We start from the raw sequence: 6869 nt of genomic DNA, 5'->3' as shown, positions 1-6869 counted from the left end.
CATAATTAAGTATAAAGCCGAGACAGGCTGCAGCGAAGCGGTCCATAACCAGATACTGTCCGATTACGGGAATCTGCGGCAAGCCGAAGCAGAAGAACAGCAGCTGCAGCAAAAGCGGCGTTCCGCGCATGACGTAAACATAGGTATGCGCAATCCAGGCCAGCGGTTTAACCCGGCTTTTGGCCAATAGTGTGACCAGCATTCCGAGCGGGATGGATAATACAATGACAATCAAGAACAGCAGGGCCGTTGTCCGCGCACCCTCCAGCATCGGCCCGGCGATCTTGATAATATAATCGATATTCATTTCTTCAACCGACTCCTAAGGGTAACAATCTAGTTCAGTACTTTATTCTCGCCAAACCACTTTGTGGAAATTTCAGCCGCCGTTCCGTCACTGCTTAGTTCATCTAGTGCTTTTTGCAGCTCAGTCAGCAATGCCTCATTACCTTTCTTAATTCCGATGCCGTATTGCTCAGGGGCAAGGGATTCATCCAGCAGTTTGTAAGTATCCGTTTCTTTTGACATATAATATTTGGCCACCACTTCATCAATCACCACACCATCCAGGCGTTTGGATTTCAGGTCCGTCAGTGCAAGTACATTGTCCGGGAATTCGGATACACCAGCAATCTTGGCCTTAAGCGGGCTGGCATCCAGCGCATCTGCAGCAGACGAAAGACTTTGGAGTCCGATTTCTTTTCCGGCCAGATCATCCAGCTTCGCAAGCTCTGAATCCGCAAGCACGACTACAACCTGGCTGTTCTCCAGATAGGGCTTGGTGAATAATACCTTCTCCTTGCGCTCATCAGTGATTGTATAACCGTTCCAAATCATATCAATTCGTCCGCTGTTCAGTTCGGATTCCTTGGCTGACCAGTCAATCGGCTGGAAGGTTACCTCTTTACCCATCTTCTCCGCAGCTGCTTTCGCATAATCGATATCGAAACCGACTATTTCATTGTTGTCATCCCGGAAGCCCATTGGAGCAAACTTATCATCTATACCGATCACCAGCTTGCCGTTATTACCCCCTGAATTGGAGCAGCCTGCGACCACTGAAATTGCCGCCGCTGCCAATAGTACCCATAATCCCCGTCTCTTCATCTTTCTAATCCCCCTAGTAAAATTACAAATGATGTCTCACGCTTTAGTTCGGTAACACGTTATCAGTTTATCATAATAACATATCGTGTTAGTTACGTCGATAGAGAAGAAAGACACTTTTGTGTCAATAGAAAGTAGATTAACAAAGAAAGCTAAGCAGCTGTAAGACGCCGCCTAGCCCTCACTTAATATCTATAGATTTAACCGGAAGCTATAACTACTCGTGAAAGTATCTAAGCTCTTTAGGACTCCTTCCAGATTCTATCCACTATTGAGCTTATTTCAAGCAGGACCGGATCACTTCTTTTATCTTCTGGATAACCAAAATGCAGATCAATATGGAGATCAATGCCCTTCCATACCTTCAGCCTATTGTCTTCTGCAAACCGCATGGCTATTGGCTCCGCCAGTAATGAACAACCGATTTCCTGTAGAACCAAATTCCCAATCAACGATTCATCATCTACATACATAATTCTCTGTGGGACGATATCTTGCTTCAGGAAATAGTCGATGGACTGTTTATAAAAGGGGCAGTTTTGTGTTGTCCAGATCCAATGCTTATCCTTAAAATATTCAAGGGACAACCCATTTTCCGGCACATCCCAGCTGTTGGGATACACTACAAACATCCTGAAGGAGTGGAGTTTGATAGAGTTAACGGAGGGATGTGCGATATTTCCATAGTAAAAACCTGCGTTTATCTTGGAACTGGTCAGATCCCGGATGAAATCTTCACTTTTAAGATCCATAAAATGCAGTTCCACCTTCGGTAGGCATTCTGAAATGTACTTGATCAATTTCGCTATACGAAGGATATGCCCCTCTGTATTCAAACCGATTCGTATGTGTTCGACTGAATTTTCATTTAGCTCATTCACCTTATAATGAAATTTATCGATGGAAGAGAGTATATTTTGCGCTTCTACAATCAGCTGTGAGCCTTTTTCAGTGATTGTCATCCCCTTGGACGATCTATGAAAGAGAGAGAACCCTACGTCCTTCTCTAAGGATTTGAGGTGGGCACTCACTGCCGGCTGACTAGTATTTAGCTGTGCTGCAGCCTCGGTTAAGTTGCCTGTTTGGGCTATTTTTATAAAAGTTTTCAATTGATATAGCTCCAACGTACCATCCCCCCTTAGATCTATTTGTCTGAACCATCCGTTTTTCTGATTGAACACATCAGAACTTGAAATTGGACGGTTTGTTGTTTAATGGACTATAGTAACTCCAGAAACACTGTAAGAGGAGTGTGTATTTATGACAATTTTGCTTGCAATGTGCTTATTCTCATTATCCATGTCCATTTCTCCAGGCCCGGTGAACATGACGATTCTTGCAGCCGGAGTTAATTATGGCTTCAAGCGCTCTTTTCCTTTAGTATCTGGAGCAACCTTCGGATTTACGTTTTTACTGTCTGCAGTGGGATTAGGAATATCCAATTTAGTGGAACAAGCCCCTTTCTTTTACGAAGTTCTAAGGTATACCGGGACAGGATATATGAGTTATATAGGCTATAAAATTATGGTTTCCCGTCCGGAGATCGAACTCAAAGAGGAACAGCTGCCGCGTTATCGTCACGGTTTTTTTATGCAATGGCTTAATCCCAAGGCTTGGATTGCTTGTCTTTCCGGTGTAACTTCGTTTGGTTTAAATTCATCGCTTGGATTGCTTGTTATTTTTGTAAGTATTTATTTCTTCATATGTTATCTGTCACTTGCTGCCTGGGCTCTGCTGGGATCCAAGTTGCAATTTCTCACGAAGGTGAAAAACGGCATGAAGGCTTTTAATATTGTAATGGGGAGCTCATTAATTATTGTAGCAGCTTATCTACTATTTTCACATTTGTAGTCTTACTTTAAATATTTTATGGAAATATATAGCTGCAATTCTAACCGGAACCTTACCGGAAAATAATTTTTTCTAAAAGCATACGGCCAGCATTGACCTTAATTTTGATCTTTGATGTACTGGTGCCAGATAAGGAAACCGGAGCTATAGTTTGTTTGTCTAAACTGGCCTGCAGGTTCAGTGTGACTAACGCCCGCTCATCCTGGAGAACCGTTACAGAGACGGGTTGATCAGCGCTATATACAAATGACAGACTGCTGTCCTCTGTCGTATCATTTATCGTATATACAGCGAATTCCCCGCCTTGCAGCTCAAGGACAAACCGGTCCCACAAAATGTCGAAGACGAAACGTTTCTGTAGATCTTCTAATTTGCTGTCCTCAACAATACGCATCTCTGTCCGGGACCGGTAATTATAATGATTTCCTTCCGTACGCAGTCCGCTATAGGCCACTCCTTTCCCTGGAAGCTCATCGAAGTCTGTCGCCCGGACGGTACATCCCGGAATTCGAAACACAGCACTTGTAACTTCAGCATTATACCTGCAGTTTCCGATCTTCATGTTCTCCAGATATTGATCGAAGATGCGGCTGGCCTGTTCGTAACCCGGGTGGACTCCCCCTCTGGTATACTCCATGATTCGATCCCAGCCATCAGGCAGGTTAACCGAATAAGGCGAATTGCTAGTGTCCATTTTTTTCCACGGCCAAAGATTATAACCGATATTCAATTCCGCGGCGAGCGGATAGAGCGCTGTGTACCATTCATTGAGATTCTCACCTGTTTCCCCTAACCACAGTGGGGCATTCAGTCTTTCGGATACTTCCAGAAATTCATAAAAGGAGCTGATCTCCGGGTAGCAGGCATATCTGTGAAAATGCACAACCATGTTGTCGTCATATTTTTTGAAGAAAATGCTGGTGTCCGTTGCCCAGTGATGCCCTTCAATCGACAGCATATGCTTCGTATCCACCGTCCGGATCGCTGCTATGGCTTCTTCATAAAACTGCACTAGCTTAGGAACTAAATATTCAAAGTCTTTCCCTGGTGTGGGTGTTTTGATCGGTTCGTTAAGCAGGTCGTATCCGCCGACAATCCAGCGGTCCTTGTACCGGTCTGCAAGCTGCTTCCAAAGGGCGATCCCCTTATTCCAGCTGTCTTCATCTATAAACAACCTCGGCACATCATCGATAGAGTCGTCGATGTTCTGACCTGTCTGCCCGCCCGGCGCACCATGCAAATCCAAAAAGGCATAGAGCTTAAATTCCTCGCACCAGTCCAAGCAGCGGTCAATGAGCTGAAAGCCTTCTTCCTTCCACGTGATTCCTGGCTCATTCTCCATTAAAATACGCCAGTTGAACGGAATCCGGATCGAGTTATATCCCTGCTCAGCCATTATCCTGATATCTTCTCTGGTGATATAGTTATTTCTGAATGCGGTCCAAAATTGCTCGGAATATTTCGTACCGGTTAATTCGCGGATAACAGCCTCGATTCTCTGGGGTCTGTCAAATCTGCTGTTCCCGTCTGTCGTCCACATGTACCCTTCCGGAAGCAGCCAGTTGCCGAGCCCCCAGCCGGACAAAATAATATCTTCGCCCTCTCCGTTCACAATTGATCTATCCTTTGCCCGCAAAAAACCGTTGACTCTCGACTGGCTCAATTTGTCCTTCACCTGTGCAGACTCCCTTTCGCAGCTGTAATTGAAGCGTTTACAATTATGTACAGTTTCTATAGTCCATGAATAGCGCTGTCAGGTTTCATTAATGCTGCCTATGGAATAGGCGTAAATGATCTCGACCGGCTTGAAATACAAATACCCGTCATCCTCCCATGGCTGAAAATGGAGATCCATGCGTGAATCCTCCCAGGGTACAGGGGTTCCTTTTGTACTGAGCCGACCAGGAATTACAGGGTCTTCAATGACGAGAGGAAACTCCTGATAGCCGAACAGCAAATTCTCGTGCATAGCAATCATTTCATACTTATTACCGGAGAAAGCCCGTTCCTCCTGCAGCTGGAAATGATAATAGATGTAGCTTGCCATCATCTCCCGCTTTAAATGGGCGACCCTGCCGACTCGCCGCTCCACCGGTGACTTGCGCAGCCAATGCTCATAGCCAGCCGGTTCATTGAAGTGGAAAACATCCACCATTGGAATCCATTTGCGGGGGGCGGCCTCGCCTTTCCAGTCACAGAGGAACTCTATTGCAGGTCCGGTTAACGCCTCAGGTACGATCTGTTCTCCTATGCATTCATAATAAAGAAAGACATTATCCTTCCAAGAAAATGCTGCAGCTGTCATTAGGACACCTTCCTGTACTAGCCGTCTAACTCCGATATCTTCTATTAAAGCGTTAACACCTTCGGCTTGCTGCCCTTCGTTCCAAATTCCCCGGTAAATCATGCGAGAAACCAACTGAATCCCCCCAAGACGAATTAATCGTTTAGACCTTTGCCGTCCAGAATATGCGGTGTATATTTTTCGACTCGTGCTGTACGCGTTTTGGATTGCTTAGGAACTGTGAAATAAAGAATATATGCCCGTTGCCGGCCGGGTGTTAATGCTTCAAAAGCAGCCTGAAGGCCAGGGAGTTCAGCAAACCTAGACTGAAGTTCTTCAGGGATGTCGGATTCTGTAGCCTTAAACTCCACTTTCAGCCCGGCGGTTTCTACTTCTATCGCTTCGTAAATATATTCTTTCAACAGGGGCTCCAGCTCGGTTATTTCTGTAACACTCTTGAACCGGATCTGACGAGATGCCTGTACATTCTTCGTTTGCTGAGTTAGAATCCCGTGGACATCGCGCAGTAAAGCCCCTTTTACAAATAGAACCGCGCAATATTCCTTAAATCCATGAATTAATAGAATGTTTCCATTCTGAAAGGTGTAGCAAGGTACACCCCACTTCAATTCTTCGGTCAGCTGACAGTCCAGCATAATCAATCTCAGCTTCGCAAATTCTTCACTCCACTTCTCGGCTTTACTGAAAAAAAACTCAACTTTAGGATTCTTGAGACCTTTTGTCATCCAGGAGCACCCTTCTTTTTTCATCATAATTGTATGTATGCAAATGCTGCAGCTTACACCGGTTCAATTGTACTGCATTTTTATCACATAATCTGATAAATGTCCACTTGAACGCTATATGCAAAAACGGCTGCACATCCTATTAAAGGGTCTGCAGCCTTTTCCTGCTAATACGGCGTCCTGAAGATCCCCAAGATATAAAACTGGAAATAACCAGAGTGTCCCGGTATACTTGAAATAACCCGACTCTTTCACTTGGAAATGGAGAAAATACATATGATTACTCATTCCACTCCTTCGATAAAAAAACAGGTATACAACCGGATTTCCTATCTCGGGACGGTTTCCAAAGCCGATCTGCTGCAACATTTTGCATTGGCCAGCAGCAGCATGACACGTTTACTTGAAGAGATGACTTCTCAAGGCCTGATTATCGCATCCGGACTCGGCAGCTCTACCGGGGGAAGAAAGCCGGTGTTGTTCCAGACGCGCCCGAAATACCGCTACCTGCTGGGACTAGAAATATCACGCATTTATTCTAAACTCGGCCTCTATGATCTGCATCTTAATACACTATCTGTGATCCGCTGGGAAATGGATGCGCAGATGACACCTGAGCGTTTGACTGATTATGTTGAAACTTCTGCCGCTGACTTTCTAGCGAAGGAAGGGATCTCTGCGGATCAAGTCCTCGGCATAGGGATTGGTGCGGTCGGTCCTCTGGACCGCAGAAAAGGGGTCATTCTTGAACCGGAGCTTTTCCCCTCTCCTCACTGGAAGAACGTTCCGATCTGCGACATGCTTACGGCAAGGCTGGGCATTCCGGCGAAACTGGATAATGGCGCAAATACTGCATTAATCGGTGAACATTGGGCGCTCCG

At 45.3% G+C, this 6869-nt stretch carries 8 protein-coding genes; 2 read left to right on the top strand and 6 right to left on the bottom strand.

Annotated elements, in window-relative coordinates; all coding sequences use genetic code 11:
• The 3 genes from AQR02_RS34050 to AQR02_RS10940 all read right to left on the bottom strand — a co-directional run.
• Nucleotides 1-307: ABC transporter permease subunit (locus AQR02_RS34050; protein WP_245237323.1), on the bottom strand; the 307-nt coding region annotated here is incomplete at its 3' end.
• 29 nt (nt 308-336) lie between these two features.
• A complete protein-coding gene (locus tag AQR02_RS10945; RefSeq protein ID WP_054940585.1) occupies nt 337-1107 on the bottom strand; it encodes an amino acid ABC transporter substrate-binding protein in 771 nt (256 codons plus the stop codon).
• 242 nt (nt 1108-1349) lie between these two features.
• Nucleotides 1350-2231, bottom strand: coding sequence for a LysR family transcriptional regulator (locus AQR02_RS10940; protein ID WP_054940584.1), 882 nt, complete (start codon nt 2229-2231; stop codon nt 1350-1352).
• Between the two features lie 136 nt (nt 2232-2367).
• Here AQR02_RS10940 and AQR02_RS10935 point away from each other — a divergent pair, with 136 nt between their 5' ends.
• Nucleotides 2368-2958: a LysE family translocator gene (locus tag AQR02_RS10935; RefSeq protein WP_054940583.1), complete on the top strand. Its 591-nt coding sequence runs from the start codon at nt 2368-2370 to the stop codon at nt 2956-2958.
• 52 nt (nt 2959-3010) lie between these two features.
• Here the strand turns inward: AQR02_RS10935 and AQR02_RS10930 are convergent, their stop codons facing one another.
• From AQR02_RS10930 to AQR02_RS10920, 3 genes are all read right to left on the bottom strand, one after another.
• A complete protein-coding gene (locus AQR02_RS10930; protein ID WP_054940582.1) occupies nt 3011-4633 on the bottom strand; it encodes a cellulase family glycosylhydrolase in 1623 nt (540 codons plus the stop codon).
• Nucleotides 4634-4711: 78 nt separating this feature from the next.
• Nucleotides 4712-5263, bottom strand: a complete 552-nt coding sequence (locus tag AQR02_RS10925; RefSeq protein WP_245237321.1) for a hypothetical protein — start codon at nt 5261-5263, stop codon at nt 4712-4714.
• 134 nt (nt 5264-5397) lie between these two features.
• Nucleotides 5398-5988 (bottom strand): YdeI/OmpD-associated family protein, encoded by a 591-nt coding sequence (locus AQR02_RS10920; RefSeq protein ID WP_054940580.1) that lies wholly within the window; start codon nt 5986-5988, stop codon nt 5398-5400.
• Nucleotides 5989-6264: 276 nt separating this feature from the next.
• On the opposite strand from AQR02_RS10920, the gene AQR02_RS34045 reads away from it, so the two are divergent.
• Nucleotides 6265-6869, top strand: a 605-nt coding sequence (locus tag AQR02_RS34045; RefSeq protein WP_245237320.1) for an ROK family protein, incomplete at its 3' end; no start/stop codon positions are given.

The sequence above is a fragment of the Paenibacillus ihuae genome (assembly GCF_001368795.1).
GTDB lineage: Bacteria > Bacillota > Bacilli > Paenibacillales > Paenibacillaceae > Paenibacillus_AQ > Paenibacillus_AQ ihuae.
Note: the sequence above shows the minus strand (reverse complement) of the source record. Positions and strands in the feature narration are given on the sequence as shown.